General features: G+C 70.4%; 15 protein-coding genes. 7 read left to right on the forward strand and 8 right to left on the reverse strand.

Features of this window, described 5'->3' with window-relative positions:
- Positions 1-66 precede the first annotated feature (66 nt).
- The 4 genes from ACFF45_RS00755 to ACFF45_RS00770 all read right to left on the reverse strand — a co-directional run bounded on the left by ACFF45_RS00755 (position 67) and on the right by ACFF45_RS00770 (position 3281).
- On the reverse strand, positions 67-972 hold the full coding sequence (locus ACFF45_RS00755) for a LysR family transcriptional regulator (protein WP_381340416.1): 906 nt from the start codon (positions 970-972) through the stop codon (positions 67-69).
- 223 nt (positions 973-1195) lie between these two features.
- Positions 1196-2401 (reverse strand): cystathionine gamma-lyase, encoded by a 1206-nt coding sequence (locus ACFF45_RS00760; RefSeq protein ID WP_381340419.1) that lies wholly within the window; start codon positions 2399-2401, stop codon positions 1196-1198.
- Positions 2398-2889, reverse strand: a complete 492-nt coding sequence (locus ACFF45_RS00765) for a low molecular weight protein-tyrosine-phosphatase (RefSeq protein WP_381340559.1) — start codon at positions 2887-2889, stop codon at positions 2398-2400. Before ACFF45_RS00765 ends, ACFF45_RS00760 begins: the two co-directional genes overlap by 4 nt.
- 14 nt (positions 2890-2903) lie before the next feature.
- On the reverse strand, positions 2904-3281 hold the full coding sequence (locus tag ACFF45_RS00770; RefSeq protein ID WP_381340422.1) for a phage holin family protein: 378 nt from the start codon (positions 3279-3281) through the stop codon (positions 2904-2906).
- A 58-nt stretch (positions 3282-3339) separates the two neighbouring features.
- On the opposite strand from ACFF45_RS00770, the gene ACFF45_RS00775 reads away from it, so the two are divergent.
- The 4 genes from ACFF45_RS00775 to ACFF45_RS00790 all read left to right on the forward strand — a co-directional run bounded on the left by ACFF45_RS00775 (position 3340) and on the right by ACFF45_RS00790 (position 5615).
- Positions 3340-3657, forward strand: a complete 318-nt coding sequence (locus tag ACFF45_RS00775) for a cupin domain-containing protein (RefSeq protein ID WP_381340561.1) — start codon at positions 3340-3342, stop codon at positions 3655-3657.
- Positions 3658-3853: 196 nt separating this feature from the next.
- Positions 3854-4066 carry a DUF5326 family protein gene (locus ACFF45_RS00780; protein WP_381340424.1) on the forward strand — a complete coding sequence of 71 codons (213 nt, stop codon included), beginning with the start codon at positions 3854-3856 and terminating at the stop codon, positions 4064-4066.
- A 298-nt stretch (positions 4067-4364) separates the two neighbouring features.
- On the forward strand, positions 4365-5078 hold the full coding sequence (locus ACFF45_RS00785; RefSeq protein ID WP_381340564.1) for an IclR family transcriptional regulator: 714 nt from the start codon (positions 4365-4367) through the stop codon (positions 5076-5078).
- 99 nt (positions 5079-5177) lie between these two features.
- A complete protein-coding gene (locus ACFF45_RS00790; RefSeq protein ID WP_381340427.1) occupies positions 5178-5615 on the forward strand; it encodes an SsgA family sporulation/cell division regulator in 438 nt (145 codons plus the stop codon).
- 299 nt (positions 5616-5914) lie between these two features.
- Here the strand turns inward: ACFF45_RS00790 and ACFF45_RS00795 are convergent, their stop codons facing one another.
- A complete protein-coding gene (locus ACFF45_RS00795) occupies positions 5915-7408 on the reverse strand; it encodes a YibE/F family protein (protein ID WP_381340429.1) in 1494 nt (497 codons plus the stop codon).
- 813 nt (positions 7409-8221) lie between these two features.
- Between ACFF45_RS00795 and thiC the strand changes: the two genes are divergently transcribed.
- The 3 genes from thiC to ACFF45_RS00810 all read left to right on the forward strand — a co-directional run bounded on the left by thiC (position 8222) and on the right by ACFF45_RS00810 (position 13003).
- Positions 8222-10015, forward strand: coding sequence for a phosphomethylpyrimidine synthase ThiC (thiC, locus tag ACFF45_RS00800; RefSeq protein ID WP_381340432.1), 1794 nt, complete (start codon positions 8222-8224; stop codon positions 10013-10015).
- 475 nt (positions 10016-10490) lie between these two features.
- Positions 10491-11555 (forward strand): 5'-methylthioadenosine/S-adenosylhomocysteine nucleosidase, encoded by a 1065-nt coding sequence (locus ACFF45_RS00805; RefSeq protein ID WP_381340435.1) that lies wholly within the window; start codon positions 10491-10493, stop codon positions 11553-11555.
- Positions 11552-13003, forward strand: a complete 1452-nt coding sequence (locus tag ACFF45_RS00810; protein ID WP_381340438.1) for a hypothetical protein — start codon at positions 11552-11554, stop codon at positions 13001-13003. Before ACFF45_RS00805 ends, ACFF45_RS00810 begins: the two co-directional genes overlap by 4 nt.
- 166 nt (positions 13004-13169) lie before the next feature.
- Here ACFF45_RS00810 and ACFF45_RS00815 read toward each other — a convergent pair whose 3' ends face one another.
- The 3 genes from ACFF45_RS00815 to ACFF45_RS00825 all read right to left on the reverse strand — a co-directional run bounded on the left by ACFF45_RS00815 (position 13170) and on the right by ACFF45_RS00825 (position 16809).
- Positions 13170-14036, reverse strand: coding sequence for a hypothetical protein (locus ACFF45_RS00815; protein WP_381340441.1), 867 nt, complete (start codon positions 14034-14036; stop codon positions 13170-13172).
- Positions 14037-14228: 192 nt separating this feature from the next.
- A complete protein-coding gene (locus tag ACFF45_RS00820) occupies positions 14229-15332 on the reverse strand; it encodes a metallophosphoesterase (RefSeq protein ID WP_381340443.1) in 1104 nt (367 codons plus the stop codon).
- Between the two features lie 364 nt (positions 15333-15696).
- Positions 15697-16809, reverse strand: a complete 1113-nt coding sequence (locus ACFF45_RS00825) for a LacI family DNA-binding transcriptional regulator (protein ID WP_381340446.1) — start codon at positions 16807-16809, stop codon at positions 15697-15699.
- Positions 16810-16830: the final 21 nt, after the last annotated feature.

The following is a 16830-nucleotide window of genomic DNA, read 5'->3' on the forward strand; positions in this document are numbered from 1 at the left end:
GTTCCACGTGAAACATCGCGGATCGTGACGCTTCGGGCGGGGGAGCACGTCCTTGTATGCCCCTGTTCAGCACCACTCGGCCGCCGCCCGCAACAGCCGCTCGTGCGCCCGCGCGATGTGCGGCAGGGTCGGCGTCCCGGTGCGCACCACCAGGAAGTACGTCCGCAGCGGCGGGACCGCGGGTTCGTGCAGGGCGACCACCTCGCCGCGCTCCAGGGCAGGCGTGCACGGATAGCGGGGCAGTACCGCGAGCCCCGCGCCCGCCGCCGTGCAGGCCAGGACGGCACGCAGGTCCGGGACGACGACCGTGCCGGACGCGGCCGGGCGGGAGTCGAAGACGGAGGCCCAGGAGCGGGCGACGAAGGGCAGGGATTCGTGCACCTCGACGACGGGAACGCCGGCCAGAGCGGGGGCGCCCGTGTGGCGCAGCGTCTCGGCATCGATCTCCGCCGCCCGGCGCGGGGCGGCGGCCAGGACGTGCTCCTCGTCGCAGAGCGGAGTCGCGGTGAGCAGGGCGCCGCGCGGGCGGACCGTGCTGATGGCCAGATCATGATGACCGGCGGCCAGCCCTTCCAGGGTCTCCTCGGCGTTGCCGAACGAGGCGCGCAGGGCGTAGCCCCGGCCGTCCTCCCCGGTCAGCTCCACCAGCGCGGGCAGCGCCCGCTCGGCGGTGAACTCCAAGGGCCCGGCCAGATGCAACGTGCGCAGGGACGACTGCTCGTCGAGCCCGCTCCCGGTGATCTCCACCAGCGCGTCCAGGTGCGGAGCGGCCTTGTGCGCCAGTTCGTCGCCGATGGCCGTCGGCGTCACGCCCCGCGCCTGCCGCAGGAAGAGGGGACGGCCCAGCTGTCGTTCCAGGGTGCGGATCTGCGAGGTGACGGCCGGCTGGGAGAGTCCCAGCAGGGCGGCGGCGCGGGTGAACGAGCCGGCCCGGTGCACGGCCACGAACGTGCGCAGCAAGGTCAGGTCCATGGCGCCCCCCTTCCGCGCGCTGCCCCCGACCCCGAGACAGGGGCCAACTATAAATAAGTCGATAGGTCGCTGTCGTTACAGTGATTGGACACTGACAGAGAGTCATCTCGCCTTGGTCGCGCGGTTCTTGCGCGCGGAACCGGGGACGGTCCGAGCCACCAGGGGGGAGGCTCGGACCGTCCGTTGTGCGTAGCCGGATCCCCACCGGGCGTCCGGCCGGCGGTCACCGGGCCGACTCGTGCAGCGCGCGCAGCACATCCGCCACCAGGTCCTGCGGGTCCTCGGCACCGACCGAGAGCCGGATGAAGCCCTCCGGCACCGCGTCCCCTCCCCAGCGCCCGCGCCGCTCGGCGGTGGAGCGCACCCCGCCGAAGCTCGTCGCGTCGTCCACGAGCCGCAACGCGTCGAGGAAACGGTCCGCACGCGCGCGCGTGGGCAGCGTGAACGACACCACGCACCCGAAGCCGTGCATCTGCTGCGAGGCGGTCTTGTGCGACGGGTCGCTCAGCAGCCCGGGGTAGCGCACCCCGAGGTCCTCGTGCCAGGCGCGCAGCGCCTCGGCGACCGCCAGTGCGCCGGCGTTCTGCCGCTCGACGCGCAGCTGGAGCGTGGCGATCGACCGATGCGCGAGCCAGGCCTCCATGGGCCCCGGGATGGCCCCGACGATCTTGCGCCAGCGGCGTACGGCGGCCATGGCCTCGGTGTCGCGGCCGGCGACGTAGCCCAGGAGGATGTCACCGTGCCCGGTGAGCTGCTTGGTGCCGCTGGCGACGGAGAAGTCCGCGCCCAGCTCCAGGGGCCGCTGCCCGAGCGGTGTGGCGAGCGTGTTGTCGACGGCGACCAGGGCCCCGCGCGCGTGTGCCGCCGCGGCGAGCCGCCGGACGTCGCACACGTCCAGGCCCGGGTTCGACGGGGTCTCGATCCACAGCAGCTTCGCGCCGTCGAGCACGTCGAGCTGGGCGTCGCCGCCGGTCGGCGCGGTGCGTACCTCGATGCCGTACGCCTCCAGTTGCGCGCGCACCAGCGGCAGCACCTGGTAGCCGTCGCTGGGCAGCACGACCGCGTCCCCGGCGCGCAGCTGAGAGAAGAGCACCGACGAGATGGCGGCCATCCCGGAGGCGAACACGAGCGTCTCGACGCCGTCCCGGCCGGGCGCCTCCAGCTCGCCGATCGCCCGCTCCAGATGCGTCCAGGTCGGGTTCTCGTCCCGGCCGTAGGTGTACGGCCCGGTGGGCTCGCCCGGCAGGTGGAAGTGCGCGGCGAAGACCGGACCGGGCAGAGTCGGCTCGTGCTTCACCGGCTCGGGCAGCCCCGCCCGCACCGCGCGCGTGCCCTCGCCGACGCGCCTTCCGGCACCGGTACCGCCTGCGGCGCCCGCACTCGCACCGCCTGCGGCGCCACCGCCCGTACCGTCTGCTGCTTCACTCATGCCGCGCGTCCTTCCACGTGCTCGCTCACCACGGCGAGCAGTCCCGTGCTCGCTGCCTCCACCATCTCAAGGCACTCGACGAAACCGTCGCGGCCCCCGTAGTAGGGGTCGGGGACGTCGAGGTCGTTGCCCGCGGCGGGGTCGTACGACCGCAGCAGCCGCACCTTCGCCGCGTCCCGCTCGGTGGGCGCGAGGCGGCGCAGCGCCTCGAGGTGCCCGGCGTCGAGCGCGATGACGAGGTCGAGCCGGGAGAACCACGACGGCTGGAACTGACGTGCGATGTGCGCGCCGTCGTAGTCGTGCTCCTCCAGTACGGCCACGGTGCGCGGGTCGGCCGGCTCGCCCTCGTGCCAGCCGCCCGTGCCGGCGCTGTCGACCTCGACGAAACCGTCCAGCCCGGCCTCGGCCGCCCGCGCGCGGAAGACGGACTCGGCCATCGGGGAGCGGCAGATGTTGCCGGTGCAGACGAAACAGATGCGGTAGGTCATGGCGGTCACGAGGCTCAGTCCCCGTCGGGGAGGACGAGGTTGAGCGCCCAGGAGACGATCGAGATGATCAGGCCGCCCAGTACGGCCGTCCAGAAGCCCTCGACGTGGAAGCTCAGGTCGAGGGTGTCGGCGAGCCACGAGGTCAGCAGCAGCATCAGCGCGTTGACGATCAGGGTGAACAGACCCAGCGTGAGGATGAGCAGCGGCAGGCTCAGCAGTTGCACGATCGGCTTGACCAGGACGTTCACCAGACCGAAGATCAGTGCGACCAGGAGCAGCGTACCGACCTTCTTCCCGGTGCTGTCCCCGGTCAGGGTGATCTTGTCGAGCAGCCAGACGGCGACCGCCAGGGCGCCCGCGTTGGCGATCGTCTTGACTACGAAATTCATCATGTGTCTGATCGTGGCAGACGGGATCGGACACCGACACGGGCGCGAGGACGACGAGGCGATGAAGGCATTCCGGCTGGACGAACTGGAGGCGGAGCGCGCCGCCAACGAAGGTGCCTACCTGCAGTTCCTGCGCGAGCGGAACATGTCGGTCGGTCTGTACGCGCTCGACGCGGGCGAGCACGACCCGCAGAAGCCGCACAACCAGGACGAGGTCTACTTCGTCGTCAGCGGCCGTGCCGCGATCACGGTCGGCCTGGAGACCACCGAGGTGGCCCGGGGCAGCGTCGTGTACGTGCCGGCCGGCGTGGCCCACAAGTTCCACCACATCAGCGAGGACCTGCGGGTGCTCGTGGTGTTCTCTCCGCCGGAGAACTGACGTGCCGACTCGGGGTTCCCGGCTTCCGCTTCCCCGGATTCCCTAGGGGACCGGTCAGGGGAGGACAAGGGCTGCGAGGACCCCGGCGGGCACCGTGCCGGCCCTAGCATCGGGGCAGGACGTCACAGGACCCGGCGGAACCGGACGGCTCAGTGCAGCCGCGCGGCCGACGGGCGGAGAGAGAGGGGCGAGGACGATGCGAGAGATCTTCGCGGGTCTGCCGTGGTGGGTGAAGTGGGTCGCGGTGCCGGTCATCGCCCTGGTCGTGTTCGGCGGCGTGATAGCCAGCGTCGTGGGCTTCGTGATCGGGCTGCTGTTCAAGCTGCTGATCTTCGTGGCCCTGGTCGGCGGCCTCGTCTACGTCGTACGGAAGTTCACGACGAGTTCCTCGTCGCGCGGCGACTGGTGACCGCTGTGGGTGACGGGAACCGGTAACAGGAACCACCGGTTCCCTCGGGCGAGGGAAGTTTCCGGCCGGACGGCCTGCGAGCGGTGGCGGGGCCAATAGAGTCCGGAACTCGACGCGGGGGCGACCCCGCGAGCGGCGTACGCACCCGTACACCCCCTCCCGTGTTCACCCAGCACGGGCTGCCCCCCTCGCGCTTCGGGAGTGACCCTTGGCCACGGCAGACACCGCACCCGCGGACCACCACGCACCCCCCACGCCCCGGCACCACACCACCCTCATCGGATCCGTGCAGCGCGCCATGCGCCTGCTGGAGGCCGTCGCCGACCACGAGCACGGCGCCCCCGCCAAGCAACTGGCCCGGGAGACCGGTCTGGCGCTTCCCACGACCTACCACCTGCTGCGCACCCTGGTGCACGAAAGCTATCTGCGCCGGGAGAAAGGGCTGTTCTTCCTCGGCGAGGCGGCCGAGCGGCTGAGCAGCAGCGGAGCACAGCAGAAACGTCGCAGCACGGTCAACGAGGCTCTCGCCCGCTGGCGGGATTCGATCGGCGTGCCCGTCTACTACGCGATCTACCGCGAAGGCGAGATCGAGGTCATGTGCGTCTCCGACACCCCCGGCAATCCGGCGGTGGAGGAGTGGGCCGACTTCCGCGAGACCGGCCACGCGCACGCCATCGGCCAGTGTCTGCTGGCCCAGCTGGACGAGAGCACCCGCCGGGACCACCTCGACCGCTATCCCGTGCAGTCGATCACCCCGTACACCGTCCGTGACCATCGCTCCCTGATGCAACGGCTCGAACGGAAGAGCCGCATGGAACCGGTGACCGAGCGCCAGGAGTACGCGTTGGGGACGATCTGTGCGGCCATTCCCATCACTGTGGGTGATACCGCGGGGACGATGGCCATCTCGCTCCCCTGTCATCAGGTGGACCGACTGCTGCCCGCCGCCCGGCAGTTGCAGAGCGAGGTGGGCCGCGCTCTGGGATCACTGGCGCTCTCTATCAGTATCTGAAAACTCACTCCTTGTGATCTGGTGTGTACGTTCAGCAAGATGCACCAAGTGTCAGAGGTTCATTCCCGGCCAATCGAACGGCAAGTGACGGGGTAGGCGATGCGCGAGTCCGTACAGGCAGAGGTCATGATGAGCTTCCTCGTTTCCGAGGAGCTCTCCTTCCGCATCCCTGTGGAGCTGCGCTACGAGACGTGTGATCCGTATGCCGTGCGGCTGACCTTCCACCTGCCCGGGGATGCCCCGGTGACCTGGGCCTTCGGCCGGGAACTGCTGATCGACGGGGTCGGGCGGCCGTGCGGGGAGGGCGACGTGCGGGTCTCACCGGTGGAGCCCGAATCGCTCGGCGACGTCCTGATCCGGCTTCAGGTCGGCGGCGACCAGGCCCTGTTCCGCTCCTCCACGGCTCCACTGGTCGCCTTCCTCGACCGCACGGACAAGCTCGTGCCGTTGGGCCAGGAGGGTTCGCTCGCCGACTTCGACGCCCATCTGGACGAGGCGCTGGACCGGATCCTGGCGGAGGAGCAGAGCGCGGGCTGAGGCGTGCGGTGGGGAGGGTGGCGTAACGCTTCGCCTGGGGACGTTGGGGCCTGCGTGGCCGCCGGCTCCCCGTGCCTCCGTCTCGCCGGGGAGGCGCGGCGGGGTGGGGCGACAGGCGCGGGCCCCGGCGGTGACCGCGCGGCGGCCGGTGCCCGGGGCCGCGCCGGCGTACGGCAGGCCGACACGTCACCGGGCCTGGGCCTCGCCGCTCGCGACGTAGCCCTGGCCCCCTCGATCGGAGGCACCGCCGAGGAGCGGGCTGCCGGGCCCGGCGGTGCGGTCGCTCGTACGTGCGGTGGTCAGCGCTTGCGCCGCCGCCCCCGCCCCGTGCGGGCCGGTACGGACGCCTCCTCGCCGCCGGGGACCGCCGCCGCGGGCGCCTTGCCCGGGCGGTCGGCCGCCACCACCAGAGCCGCCAGCGCCGTGGTGACCGGCACCGAGGCCACCAGGCCGATCGAGCCGACCAGCGTGCGCACGATCTCCTCCGCGACCAGCTCGCTGTTGGCGACCGTCCCCACGCTGCTCTGTGCGATGGAGAAGAGCAGCAGCAGCGGCAGGGCGGCGCCCGCGTAGGCGAGGACCAGCGTGTTGACCACGGAGGCGATGTGGTCGCGGCCGATGCGGATGCCGGCCCGGTACAGCCCGCGCCGGCCCGTGCTCGGGTTGGCCTCGTGCAGCTCCCAGACCGCCGAGGTCTGCGTCACCGTGACGTCGTCGAGCACGCCGAGGGAGCCGATGATGACGCCGGCCAGCAGCAGACCGCTCATGTCGATCGACGGGTACAGGCCGTGGATCAGACCGGTGTTGTCGTCGGTGTTGCCGGTCAGCGCGGCCCAGCCGATGAAGAGTGAGCCGAGGACGCCGATCAGCAGCAGTGAGACCAGCGTGCCGAGCACGGCCACGGAGGTCCGCGCCGAGAGGCCATGACACAGGTACAGGGCGATCAGCATGATGGCGCTCGCCCCGACCACCGCTACGACCAGCGGGTTCGAGCCCTGAAGGATCGCGGGCAGGATGAAGAAGTTGAGCACCAGGAAGCTGATGGCCAGCGAGACGAGCGCCATGACGCCGCGCAGCCGTCCGACCGCCACGACGGCCAGTGCGAAGATGCCGGCGAGAAGGGCCATCGGGAGTCGGCGGTTCACGTCGGCCACCGAGTACTGGAGGTCCTCGGGGGCGGAGGGCTCGTAGGCGACCACGACCTTCTGGCCCTCGCTCAACTGCCGGGTCTGGTCCGGCTGCACGATCTCGGTGAACGTACGGCCCTTGTCTTCGCCGGTGTCGATCCGGATCGTCGCGCGCTTGCAGGATCCGTCTGCCTGCTGCTGGGCGGATGAGCCTTCGGCGGTGGAGGTGTCGCCGTTCGGTGTGGGCGCCGAGGGGTTGACCGAGTCGCAGGGCAACTCCTCGACCTTGGTGACCGTGGCCTGCTGCGTCTGCCGGTCGAACCCGACGCCGGTGCGCTCGTGCGGCGGGGCGCCACCGGGCCAGAGCACCGCGAGCCCGACCACGACGGCGACGGCGAAGGGGATGAGCACCGCCGCGATGACCTTGCGCAGGTGCATGGAGACGGGAGCCGCGGGGCCGTGGGCGTGACTGTGCGAGTGACCGTGACCGTGACCGTGTCCGCTGTTGCCGTGTCCTGGTCCGTCGCCGAAGCCGAAGCCGGAGCCGTGTCCGGGGTTGCCGTGTCCTGGTCCGTCGCCGGCACCCGGGCCGTGCCCGTGGCTGCCGCCCTGGCCGGGACCGAGCCCACGACCGTCGTCGGCCCCGTAGTGCCCGTGACCGCTCACCGGGCCGGTGCCCCGGCCCTGCCCCTGACCTTGCCCCTGCCCCGGCCCCTCGCCCGGTCCGAGACCATGCCTTGACGCGGCACCGTGGCCGGATCCCTGTCCTGACACGGCCCCCCGCCCTGACGCGGATCCCTGTCCTGATACGGCTCCCCGCCCTGACGAGGCCCCCTGCCCCGACCCGGCGCCGTGCCCTGACCCGCTGCCCTGGCCGAAGCCCCGCCCGGGCCCGCCCCCGGCGCCGGTTCCTCCGTGCTCGTGCCGGTCACCCGACCCGGAGCCGGGCACCTGACCGCCTTCGCCAGCGGGCCCCGGCCACTGGGGGCCCGTACCTCGATAGCCGACACCGGTTCCATATCCACCGCCGCCAGGCCCGCTCGCGGGACCGTGCCCGAAGCTTCCCGAGCCGGGAGCGTCGCCCCGCTCGCCCCGTCCTCTCCCCGGACCGGCTCCGGAAGCACCTTCCCCACCCCTGCTCGCGCCGCTTCCCGACCCCAGGGAGGAGCCGGTACCGCGCGGCGGTTCGTGCGGCGGGAACGGAGGCTGCTGATTCGTGGTCACCGACCGATCATCGCAAGAACGACCGGACCCCTCTGTTCACCGCGCCCGAACTGACGCTAGCGTGGGGGGCACCTTTGTACACGCGGGAGCTCGGAGCACCGGGCTGAGAGGGCGCTGACCTCCGTCTTCGTGATGTTTCACGTGGAACATGACTCGCTGCGAGTGATGTTTCCCATGAAACACCGGCAGACGGACACCGCTGCGTCGACCGCCGAACCTGTTACCGGGTAATGCCGGCGTAGGGAGATAGGTCTCATGGCCAATAAGGACGCACGCACGCCTGCCTCCACCCAGACGACCGACGACGCGAGCAACGGGGAGGCCGGGAAGTCCATCGGCTGGCACAAGGCGTACGTCGAGGGCTCACGCCCCGACCTGCGCGTGCCGGTCCGTCAGGTGCATCTCACCAACGGGCAGTCGGTCACCCTGTACGACACATCGGGCCCGTACACCGACCCGCTCGCCGATACCGACGTCCGTCGCGGCCTGCCGCCGTTGCGGGAGAACTGGATCACCGCCCGCGGTGACACGGAGGAGTACACGGGCCGTCCCGTCCGCCCCGAGGACGACGGAATCAAGCACACCTCGCCGCGTGGCGGGCTGCGCAACCTCGACGCGGTCTTCCCCGGCCGCCCCCGCCAGCCCCGTCGCAGCCGCGACGGCAAGGCGGTCACGCAGCTCGCCTACGCGCGCCGGGGCGAGATCACGCCCGAGATGGAGTACGTGGCCATCCGGGAGAACGTCTCGCCCGAGGTCGTCCGGGAGGAGATCGCGGCAGGCCGGGCCGTCCTGCCCGCCAACGTCAACCACCCGGAGATCGAGCCGATGATCATCGGCAAGCGGTTCCTGGTGAAGGTGAACGCCAACATCGGCAACTCGGCGGTGACGTCCTCCATCGAGGAGGAGGTCGAGAAGATGACGTGGGCGACCCGCTGGGGTGCCGACACGGTCATGGACCTCTCCACCGGCCGCAACATCCACACCACCCGCGAGTGGGTGCTGCGCAACTCCCCCGTCCCCATCGGCACGGTGCCGCTCTACCAGGCGTTGGAGAAGGTCGACGGCAAGGCCGAGGAACTGACCTGGGAGATCTACAAGGACACCGTCATCGAGCAGGCCGAGCAGGGTGTGGACTACATGACGGTCCACGCCGGCGTACGGCTGGCGTACGTTCCGCTGACGGCCAACCGCAAGACCGGGATCGTCTCGCGCGGCGGCTCGATCATGGCGGCGTGGTGCCTGGCGCACCACAAGGAGTCGTTCCTCTACGAGAACTTCGCGGAGCTCTGCGAGATCCTCGCCGCCTACGACGTCACGTACTCGCTCGGCGACGGCCTCAGGCCGGGGTCGATCGCGGACGCCAACGACGAGGCCCAGTTCGCCGAACTGCGCACGCTCGGGGAACTGAACCGGATCGCGAAGAGTTTCCACGTACAGACCATGATCGAGGGCCCGGGGCATGTCCCGATGCACAAGATCAAGGAGAACATCGACCTGCAGCAGGAGATCTGCGACGAGGCCCCGTTCTACACGCTCGGCCCGCTGACGACGGACGTGGCGCCGGCGTACGACCACATCACCTCGGGCATCGGTGCCGCGATGATCGCCTGGTGGGGCACGGCGATGCTCTGCTACGTCACGCCCAAGGAGCACCTGGGCCTGCCCAACCGGGACGACGTCAAGACCGGCGTCATCACCTACAAGATCGCCGCCCATGCGGCCGACCTGGCCAAGGGACACCCCGGTGCGCAGGAGTGGGACGACGCGCTGTCCGACGCCCGCTTCGAGTTCCGGTGGGAGGACCAGTTCAACCTCGCCCTTGACCCGGACACGGCCCGCGAGTTCCACGACGAGACCCTTCCGGCCGAGCCCGCCAAGACGGCGCACTTCTGCTCGATGTGCGGGCCGAAGTTCTGCTCGATGAAGATCTCCCAGGACATCCGCCGCGAACACGGCGGATCCCAGGCGGAGATCGAGCAGGGCATGGCCCAGAAGTCGAAGGAGTTCGCGGCGGCCGGCAACCGGGTGTACCTGCCGCTCGCCGAATGATCCGCTCTGCCGCTCGCTGACCGATCCGTTCTCCGACCGATCAGTTCTCCGACCGATCAGTTCGCTGGCTGATCAGTTCGCCGGCTGATCCGATCAACCAAGGGCCGTACGTCAGGGCTCATACGCCCGGTGATCGCTTCGCCCAGTGGCACCCACGGCTGATGGTCGTGGGTGCCACTGCTGTTTTCGGCCGTGTCGCTGCGCATCCGCGGGAGTCACCGCCGGCGCCGGAGGCTCGCACAGATTCCGGATACTGCCGACCGGTGATCCATTCGCTGAGCCGACGCGCGCATTCGTCGAGCCGGTGCGTCATCAGGTGGACGGTGGCGGAATCCAGTGCACCCCTTCCGTTTTTCTTGATCAATGCGCGCGCCGCGACAAAGAGGCAGTCGTCACTCCTCCCGGAAGCGCAAGCCTACTTTCGGCAGACGTCAACTTCCTTACATATTGGGCGGCTTGGCACTACCCTGGGGCTATGTCCGATGCGCCTCCTCTGGCTCTGATGTTGACTGCGCTCACCGTGGAGTATCAGGCGGTTCGGTCACATATCACCGACGTCGAAACACTCGTGCATCGGCACGGCACCATCGTCGAACAAGGCCTGCTTCCGGGTACCTCGTGGCGCGTCGCTCTCGTGGAAGCAGGTGAGGGATCACTGGGTGCCGCGGCCCTCACCACCCGCATGGTGGAGTGGCTCGCACCTCAGGCGGCCTTTTTCGTCGGAGTGGCGGGGGGACTGAAACCCGACATCGACGTCGGGGACGTTGTGGTGGGTACGAAGGTGTATGCCATCCACGGCGGCAAGCAGACGCCTACGGGATTTCTCGTGCGGCCCGAGGCTTGGCGGGCCTCGTACCGTTTGGAGCAGGCGGCCCGCGCCGCGCTGCGCGGCCGTACCGGCGTGCATTTCAAACCCATCGCCTCCGGGGACGTGGTACTCGCCGACGAGGCCTCGGACCTGGCCGCGCATCTGCGGGCCCATTACAACGACGCGGTGGCTCTCGACCTCGAGGACGCCGGGATCTCCCTCGCCGGCCACCTTTCCGGCGGGATGGACGTCCTCACCATCCGCGGTATCAGCGACACAGCGGATGCGGGAAAGGCGGCGGCCGAAGCAGGCGGCTCCCAGCAGCTCGCGGCCGAGAACGCGGCGGCCGCCGCGATGGACGTCCTGGCCGTGGTCGCGGCGGGACAGCGCGCGGCAGGCCCGAAGACGCCTGCCGCCGACCAGGGAACCTTGGCGTCCGCCCTGGTGGCGGGGCTCGCTTGGGACCGGCCCGACGGACGGGTCTCGGAGACCGAGCACACGGTGTTGAGGGCCCTGGCGAAGAAGGCGGCCGGCACCTACGACGGACGTCTGGACATGGCGGCGGTCGTCGACACGGCGACGGCAGCCACCGCGTCCCTGTCCGCCGAATCCGTGATGGGAGTGCTGCACTCCCTGATCAACCGCAACTGCCTGAAGCAGAGCCCCAGCGGCCGACTGGAAGTGACCTCAGTAGGACTTCAATCCATTGCTAGGGGAAGGACCGGACGTTGACGCGTCGCCAGTTCAGCATTTCCAATGTCTCTCATCTGGCAGGAGAGGGAATCCTCGACATTCCCAGTCTGTCGGTCCTTCGGTACAAGAACCCCGCTGCCCTGCTCGCGGAATTCAAGGACACCTGGGGGGTCGAGGCGCGCGCGGTCGCCCTGCCCGTGGCGGAGGCGGACGGCCTGCTGTACGACGTCGGTGGCCTGCGGGGCGTTCCCCTGTCGAGTCACGCACAACCGTCCCAGTCCCTCAAGGGGTTCGAGGACGTGGTGAAGGCGTTCCTCTCGGCCGGGGTGCACATCATGCTGACCCTCTGCCCGAACATGGGTTACATACCGGGTGAAGGACTTCAGCTGGCCGACATCACCGGCATCACGTCCGCCCAGCTGTGCATCGCGAACCCGCGGTCCGTCGAAGTGCTCGGTGCCATTCTCGGCACCGGTATCGACATCGTCCGGGACGTGACGGCCCGGTCGTCCGGCGTCAGGCTCCAGGGTGTGGCCGTGGACGTCACGGACCTGTGGGGCATGGGCGGCGAGCTGGGACGGGTCAGGGCGACATGCTTCTGCACCACGTGCACCCAGCATTTCTCCGACACGGCACCCGACCTGCTCAAACGGTTCAAGACGTTCCCCAACCCCTGGAGCCTGCTGCTGCGCCCCACGGGATCGGGAATCGACTTCGTGAGTGAGGTGCCCGTAGGTATCAGTCCGGAGGAGATCGTAGGGATCGCGCGCCAGCGGAACTACATCGAGCAGTTCCCGAAGGCGGAGCAGAGCGAATTGCTCGAGTATGCCAATCTCCTCCTGCGGTACATGCGGAGCAGGCATTCCCTCACGGTCGGGGCGATCGGCGCCCTCTTCGACTACGCCTGCAACGGCCTGGACGAGAAGCTGACCCGGATCGTGGTGATGGAGGGCGAGACGTACGGCTGGACCTCGGGCATCTGGCTGGAGGAACTCGACAACGCCTTCCGGGACGACGGGACCAGCGGCTACGACGAGGTGTGGCTGAACGTGACCCCCAGCTTCCTGCCGCAACGCGTCCCGTACCGCGCCTACATGTGGCGGCGGAGCCGGTACTTCATCAACAGCTTCTTCGAACTGGCCGGCAGTCTCGCGCACGCGTCGACGCGCGTCCACACGGGGCTGAGCAGGATGACCATCGAGGAGTGCCGCCGTATGGTCGCCGAGCAGTGGCAGCAGGCGTACGGAAGTGCTCTCAGCTCTCAGGCCGCACTCGTCGGACTGCCGGAACGGTCGGCCGCGGAAGGGTCGCAGCAGAACGTCCGGCGCGGTTTCGTGGGCGTCGGTCTGGACCGCGACTTCGGTGACCGTTTCAGCGACCAGCTCGTGATCCTGCCCAGCCGGGCGGACAGCCACGCCCGGGCGAGCTCCAACGACGTCGGCCTCGACATCCAGACGATCCTCAAGCGGATGCAGGACGGCGGGTAGGACGAGGGCGGCCGCCGCGGTGGAACGGCCGCTCGCCGACTGAGCCGGGACGGACCGACGGGGTGTGCGCGGGCGCGTCACCCCGTCGGCGTCCGGGGCGGACCGGACGGACGGCGCCGCCGGTCGGAACTCCGGCTTGCGCTCCCGTGGGGGCGCAAGCCGCAGGTCATTCCGGCTTGTGGTCCGGGCCTCCGAAGTCCGGACTGGTCCAGTCCGGACTCGTGTAGCTCGGGCGGGCGCCCGACGGGCCGTCGCCGGGGCTGGTGAAGCCCGGACGGTCGTAGCCCAGGTGCGGCATGCGGCTGGCCGGTAGCGTCGGCACCGGACGGTGCAGTGCGGCAGCGCTGGGGGTGGTGAGTGCCTCGCGGAAGAACGGCAGGATGCCGTTCTCCAGCAGGGCGTGCCGCCAGGCCTCCCTTGCCCTGGCCAGCTCGTCGCTGAGTTCGCCGTACGGTCCGGATTCGCGCGAGGGCCGGTTGCGCAGCGCGGTGAGCAGCAGCCCGACGGCGGCGAGCAGGATCGCGACCGCGGTGATGGCGCCGAACACCCATCCGGTGGAGACCATGGTCCGGGCGACGCCCGGCTCGGGGTCGAGCATCTTCAGGGTGTAGCCGACGAGCAGGAAGATCGCCGCGGCCGTGCCGGCCAGGACGGGTGCCAGGACCGCGACGACGGCGACGGCGCCCGCCCCGACGGCCTCGGTGGCGGTCTCCCCCATGGTGGTGGCGAGCCCCACGGCGCCCGTGCCCGGCTCGGTGGAGCCGGACTCGCGGGCGGACGACGGGGTGGACGGCGCCGGGCGGCGCAGTTCCTCGCGGACCGTCACGTAGTGCTGGTACTCGGTCGCCGCGGCCGCCGTGATGAGTGCGGTGGCGTTGAGCGCCATGGTGCGCAGCTGTTCGGGGCTGAGCCGCTGTCCCACAGCGGCCATTTCCGGTCGGTGGTGTGCGGAGCGCAGCGCCTCGTCGAGGAGCCGCTCGTAATCCTGGCGGTCCTCGCTCAGCAGGTGCTGCGGAACGCTGTTCATGTGCATCCCCCGATGCTCCGTAGGGCTTGGGCTCGCACGCTGACGAGCCGTCGGGCAGAAACGGAGGGGAGCCTGCTACGGATAAGGCGATGGTAGAGCGGCGACGGTGCGCCGTGACAGGGGATTTACAGAAATTGGGCCCTGGCCTGCGCCGTCGTACCCCGGTCCGGCGTCCGGGTACGCATGCCCGGGGAACGCTCAGGTGTCCAGCGGCAGTTGCTGGACCAGCAGCTTCCCGGCCATGGTCACCCCGCCGTCCATGGCGATGGCCAGGCCGTCGGCGTAGATGTGCGGTCCCTCGACCACCGGACCGGCGCTGTCCTCGCCGTCCTCGGAGCCCACCTCGCCCAGCAGGTAGGGAATGGGGCTGTGGCCGTGGACGATGCGGGTGCCGCCGTACGTGTCGAGCAGTGAGCGCACGGCGTCGGCGCCGCCCTCGTCGCGGAAGGAGAAGCGCTTGGTGAACTTGCGGAACAGGTCCCAGACCTCGTCCGCGTCGTTCCGGGTGAGGGCCTCGCGGACGCTGTCGTTGACGGCCTCGATGGAGTCGCCGTAGTCGAGGTACGCGGTGGTGTCCGAGTGGACGAGCAGATGACCGTCGGTCTCGGTGAGCGCGTCGAGGCGGGCCATCCACTGAAGGTGGTGGTCCTGGAGCCGGTCCATGTCGGTCTTCTGGCCGCCGTTGAGCAGCCAGGCGGCCTGGAAGGTGGCGGTGCCCGCGCCGGAGTTGACAGGCGTGTCGCCGAACCGCTTCGCGCCGATGAGCAGCAGTTCGTGGTTGCCCATCAACGCCTTGCAGTAGCCGCCGGCCGCGGCGGCCTCGGCGGACAGCCGCATCACGAGGTCGATGACGCCGATGCCGTCCGGACCGCGGTCGGTGAAGTCGCCCAGGAACCACAGCCGGGCGGTTCCCGCGCACCACTGGCCGGCGGCGTCGATGAGGCCCTTGTCCCGCAGGGCGGCGACCAGCTCGTCGAGGTAGCCGTGCACGTCGCCCACGACGTACAGCGGACCGGGGCCGGTGCCGGCCTGCTGCTGCGCGGCCGGCACGGCCGCCGGGTCGACGGTCACCTGAACCGTGTCACCCCGGTTGATGACGGGCAGGTCGCGCTCCGTGGGCGTGTACTCCTGCGGGTAGTCCACCGGCTCGGCGACGGGGCTCGCGACCTCGCCGGGGTGCGCGCCGCGGACGAACGGACCGGTCTCGTGGACGTAAGCGGGCACCCGGAAGTCGCGCAGCGTCGCCGTCCGCTCCACCTCGGGTCCCTGACCGGCCCCCTGAGTCATCGACCCCTCCACCATCGCGCCGCATCTGCACCGCATCGGACTGCCTGGTCGCAGCGGCCCGCGGTGTCGTGCGCCCATCATAGGAATGCGGATCGCGCCGTGTGATGACCCAGGGGTGGTGAATCGGAGCAGGACGTCGCCGCACCGCGGCTTTCGCCCCGATTGGGCTCAGCTTGCACCGGCCCGGTGGTGCGCCCTGCGTCACCCCGCCGGAGTGACGCGCCGCCGGCACGGGACTCGTCACGTCCCTCCGCGGCACCGGCGACGCCCTTCCCCCTGAACCGCCCGACCTGCCCCGACTCGTCCGCCTTCGCCTGACTCGTCCGCCCCGCCGGATGGGCCCTGGGGGCGGCGGGAATCGCCGGGGGTGCCTCGCCCGCTAGCCCTTGTCGGGCGTCCGCGGCGGGCTGACCGTGGTGCGCGGGGAGCGCCGCTGCGAGGAGGTGCGCACGATCAGCTCGGTCGGTATGACCTGCTCGACCGGGTGGTCCGCCTCGACGCCCTCGATGGCGTCGATGAGCAGCTGGATCACGGCCGTGCCGATCCGGCGCGGCTTCAGGGAGAGCGTGGTGATGGGCGGCTCGGTGTTGGCGTACACGGTGGACTCGCTGCAGCAGACCAGCAGCAGGTCGTCCGGTACGCGCAGTCCGTAGCGGCGGGCGGCGGCGAGCAGGTCGGTGCCGTTCGGGTCGAACAGGCCGTAGACCGCGTCCGGCCGGTCGGGCCGGGCGAGCAGCCGGTCGGCGGCGACGGCGCCCGCGCAGGGGTCGTGTGCCGGGTAGGCCTCGTAGACCGGATTCTGGCCGACCCGTTCGCACCAGCGCAGGTACGCCGTGGTGGACAGGTGGGTGTAGGTGTCGGTCGTGGTCCCGGTGAGCAGGCCGATCCGGCGGGCGCCGGCCTCGGCGAGGTGGTCGAGGATGCCGAGCACGGCGGCCTCGTGGTCGTTGTCGACCCAGGCCGTGACCGGGAGCGCACCGGCCGGGCGCCCGTCGGAGACGACCGGTAAACCCTGTCTGACCAGCTCGCTGACGACCGGGTCGTGGTCGGAGGGGTCGATGACCACGGTGCCGTCGAGCGCGACGTTCGACCACACGTCGTGGCGGGAGGTCGCGGGCAGGATGACGAGCGCGTAGCCACGGGCCAGCGCGGCCGAGGTGGCGGCCCGGGCCATCTCGGCGAAATACGCGAACTCCGTGAAGGTGAAAGGTTCATCCCCGTACGTCGTCACGGTCAGGCCGATCAGTCCGGACTTGCCGGTACGGAGGGTCCTGGCGGCCGCCGAGGGGCGGTAGCCCAGCCGGTCGGCGACTTCACGGACGTGGCGTCGGGTGGCGTCCGGGAGCCGGCCCTTGCCGTTGAGGGCGTCGGAGACGGTCGTGATGGAGACCCCGGCGGCGGCGGCCACGTCTCTGATGCCCGCCCGGCCCGGCCGATTGCCTCGACGAGAGGTTTCCGCGCGGCTCACCTGGTGCTTCCCTGCTGCTGTCATGGCGAGCCGATAGTAGGGCTC

This window comes from Streptomyces cinereospinus (assembly GCF_042430725.1).
Lineage (GTDB): Bacteria > Actinomycetota > Actinomycetes > Streptomycetales > Streptomycetaceae > Streptomyces > Streptomyces cinereospinus.